Below are 3,453 nucleotides of genomic sequence, written 5' to 3'. Positions count from 1 at the left end.
CCTGTTACTCAGAACGTGTCGTTGTTCGAAGGCCTCGGTCTTCGTCTGATGACGTGTTGATGGATGTTGCCTGACCGCGCATCCCCGGACAGATCTCGAGAAGCTGGTCTTAATGGCAGCAAGCAAGCGAACCGCTCGGCGTGGTTCCAATAAAGCTTAGCTGCCGAACACGTCGATGGCATCATGAGTTGGCTGGGTTGTAAAAGGTAACCCGGTCGCTTTCGCTTTGCGAAAGCTAGTGATGAGCATTGGCAATGAGAACGATCAAGTGTCGTAAGGGCAATTGGTGGATGCCTTGGCATGCACAGGCGATGAAGGACGTGATACGCTGCGATAAGCCGTGGGGAGCTGCGAATAAGCTTTGATCCATGGATTTCCGAATGGGGAAACCCACCTTAAATGCTTGGAGAATTTAAGTTGTGCTTTGGCACGGCTTAGGTTTCCAAGTATTGAAATAAGGTATCTTACCTTCGAATACATAGGGGTAAGAAGCGAACGCAGGGAACTGAAACATCTAAGTACCTGCAGGAAAGGACATCAACCGAGACTCCGCAAGTAGTGGCGAGCGAACGCGGACCAGGCCAGTGGCATCAGGGAATAAAGTGGAACGGAATGGAAAGTCCGGCCGTAGCGGGTGATAGCCCCGTACACGTAGAACAGCTGATGTCCTTGAGTAGGGCGGGACACGTGAAATCCTGTCTGAACATGGGGAGACCACTCTCCAAGCCTAAGTACTCGTGCATGACCGATAGCGAACAAGTACCGTGAGGGAAAGGTGAAAAGCACCCCGACAAGGGGAGTGAAAGAGAACCTGAAACCGGTTGCCTACAAACAGTCGGAGGGCGCAAGCCTGACGGCGTACCTTTTGTATAATGGGTCAACGACTTAGTGTGACGAGCAAGCTTAAGCCGATAGGTGGAGGCGCAGCGAAAGCGAGTCTGAACAGGGCGTTCAGTTCGTCGCATTAGACCCGAAACCGAGTGATCTAGCCATGAGCAGGTTGAAGGTTGGGTAACACCAACTGGAGGACCGAACCCGCATCTGTTGCAATAGATTGGGATGACTTGTGGCTAGGGGTGAAAGGCCAATCAAACTCGGAAATAGCTGGTTCTCCGCGAAATCTATTTAGGTAGAGCGTCGACCGAATACCCTCGGGGGTAGAGCACTGGATGGGCTATGGGGACTCACCGTCTTACTGATCCTAACCAAACTCCGAATACCGAGGAGTACTAGTCGGCAGACACACGGCGGGTGCTAACGTCCGTCGTGAAAAGGGCAACAACCCTGACCTCCAGCTAAGGTCCCCAAGTCATGGCTAAGTGGGAAAGGATGTGAGGATCCCAAAACAACCAGGATGTTGGCTTAGAAGCAGCCATCATTTAAAGAAAGCGTAACAGCTCACTGGTCTAAATAAGGGTCTTTGCGCCGAAAATGTAACGGGGCTAAAGCCATGCACCGAAGCTGAGGATGTGCAGCAATGCACGTGGTAGCGGAGCGTTCCGTAAGCCTGTGAAGGAGGACCCGTGAGGGCCTCTGGAGGTATCGGAAGTGCGAATGTTGACATGAGTAACGATAAAGGGAGTGAGAGACTCCCTCGCCGAAAGACCAAGGGTTCCTGCTTAAAGTTAATCTGAGCAGGGTTAGCCGGCCCCTAAGACGAGGCGGACACGCGTAGTCGATGGGAACCACGTTAATATTCGTGGGCCTGGTGGTAGTGACGGATCGCGTAAGTTGTTCAACCTTATTGGATTGGTTGGGCCGCGAAGCGGTTCCAGGAAATAGCTCCACCGTATAGACCGTACCCGAAACCGACACAGGTGGTCAGGTAGAGTATACCAAGGCGCTTGAGAGAACTATGTTGAAGGAACTCGGCAAATTGCACGCGTAACTTCGGAAGAAGCGTGACCTCTTTTTACGCAAGTGGAAAGGGGTGGCACAGACCAGGGGGTAGCGACTGTTTATCAAAAACACAGGGCTCTGCGAAGTCGCAAGACGACGTATAGGGTCTGACGCCTGCCCGGTGCTGGAAGGTTAAGAGGAGAGGTGCAAGCTTTGAATCGAAGCCCCAGTAAACGGCGGCCGTAACTATAACGGTCCTAAGGTAGCGAAATTCCTTGTCGGGTAAGTTCCGACCTGCACGAATGGCGTAACGACTTCCCCGCTGTCTCCAACATAGACTCAGTGAAATTGAATTCCCCGTGAAGATGCGGGGTTCCTGCGGTCAGACGGAAAGACCCCGTGCACCTTTACTATAGCTTTACACTGGCATTCGTGTCGGCATGTGTAGGATAGGTGGTAGGCTTTGAAGCAGGGACGCCAGTTTCTGTGGAGCCATCCTTGAAATACCACCCTTATCGTCATGGATGTCTAACCGCGGTCCGTTATCCGGATCCGGGACCGTGTATGGTGGGTAGTTTGACTGGGGCGGTCGCCTCCGAAAGAGTAACGGAGGCGCGCGATGGTGGGCTCAGAGCGGTCGGAAATCGCTCGTCGAGTGCAATGGCATAAGCCCGCCTGACTGCGAGACTGACAAGTCGAGCAGAGACGAAAGTCGGTCATAGTGATCCGGTGGTCCCGCGTGGAAGGGCCATCGCTCAACGGATAAAAGGTACGCCGGGGATAACAGGCTGATGACCCCCAAGAGTCCATATCGACGGGGTTGTTTGGCACCTCGATGTCGGCTCATCGCATCCTGGGGCTGGAGCAGGTCCCAAGGGTTTGGCTGTTCGCCAATTAAAGCGGTACGTGAGCTGGGTTCAGAACGTCGTGAGACAGTTCGGTCCCTATCTGCCGTGGGTGTAGGAATATTGACAGGATCTGTCCCTAGTACGAGAGGACCGGGATGGACATATCTCTGGTGGACCTGTTGTCCTGCCAAGGGCATAGCAGGGTAGCTATATATGGAAGGGATAACCGCTGAAGGCATCTAAGCGGGAAACCCACCTGAAAACGAGTATTCCCTTGAGAGCCGTGGAAGACGACCACGTTGATAGGCCGGGTGTGGAAGCGCAGCAATGCGTGAAGCTTACCGGTACTAATCGCTCGATTGGCTTGATCGTTCTCATTGAAAATGCTCATCTCGCGGCAAGCGCCTTGCGCTTGTCCGCCCATGACCATGACGTGTTCAAAGAAAAACGAAGTGAAAACTTCACCAGCTTCTCATCATCATGCACAAAGCATGTTCATACGTTCCCGTATGGCCGCTTTGGCACCCTTCCGAGCGACCAGCGAGGAAGAAAGGTTTGCCAAAGCAAGGTAAGGGACGAATGTTCATGCCGCCGGCATGAACATTTGCCCTTAGCCGACCTGGTGGTTCTGGCGGGGTGGCTGCACCCGTTCCCATTCCGAACACGGCCGTGAAACGCCCCAGCGCCAATGGTACTTCGTCTCAAGACGCGGGAGAGTAGGTCGCTGCCAGGTCTGCTAAAGGCAAATGAACAATCTTCTCGACAC

Annotated in this window: 2 rRNA genes; both read left to right on the top strand. The window is 53.5% G+C overall.

The window, feature by feature from the left end:
* Positions 1 to 262: 262 nt before the first annotated feature.
* A 23S ribosomal RNA gene (locus IB238_RS24255) occupies positions 263 to 3,059 on the top strand.
* A gap of 246 nt (positions 3,060 to 3,305) precedes the next feature.
* Positions 3,306 to 3,420 (top strand): 5S ribosomal RNA (gene rrf, locus IB238_RS24250).
* The last annotated feature ends 33 nt before the right edge of the window (positions 3,421 to 3,453 follow it).

This window comes from Rhizobium sp. ARZ01 (assembly GCF_014851675.1).
Lineage (GTDB): Bacteria > Pseudomonadota > Alphaproteobacteria > Rhizobiales > Rhizobiaceae > Mycoplana.
This window is presented reverse-complemented; position numbering and strand designations above follow the sequence as displayed.